Raw genomic sequence first — 539 nt, 5'->3', positions numbered from 1 at the left:
GCGCCGCAGGTGATCGAGGACCAGGTCACCTATCCGCTGACCACCTCGATGCTGACCGTGCCGAAGGCGCGCGTCGTGCGCGGCTTCTCCTTCTTCGGCGTCTCCTTCGTCTACGTCATCTTCGAGGACGGCACCGATCCCTATTGGGCGCGCTCGCGCGTCCTCGAATACCTCAATGCCGCCGCCCGGCGTTTGCCGACGGGTGTCTCGCCGACGCTCGGGCCGGACGCGACCGGGGTGGGCTGGGTCTACCAGTACGCGGTCATCGCGAAGAACATGACCCTGGCGGAATTGCGCTCCCTACAGGACTGGGTCGTGCGCTTCGCCGCTTCGCGTGCCGAGGGGGTGGCCGAGGTCGCCAGCGTCGGCGGTTTCGTCAAGCAATACGCAATCGTGGTCGATCCAGTGCGACTGCGCGCCCAGGGCGTCTCATTGGCGACGCTGCGCGAGGCGGTGCGCAGCAGCAACATGGACGTCGGCGGACGCACGGTCGAGCTCAGCGAGTTCGAGTTCATGGTGCGTGGCCGCGGCTATCTGAA

General features: G+C 67.0%; 1 protein-coding gene. It reads left to right on the top strand.

Annotated elements, in window-relative coordinates:
• The coding region (locus WFK61_RS26065; protein ID WP_336814949.1) for an efflux RND transporter permease subunit at positions 1-539 on the top strand (539 nt) is incomplete at both ends.

Source organism: Allobosea sp. MMO-172 (assembly GCF_037147855.1).
Classification (GTDB): domain Bacteria; phylum Pseudomonadota; class Alphaproteobacteria; order Rhizobiales; family Beijerinckiaceae; genus Allobosea.
This window is presented reverse-complemented; position numbering and strand designations above follow the sequence as displayed.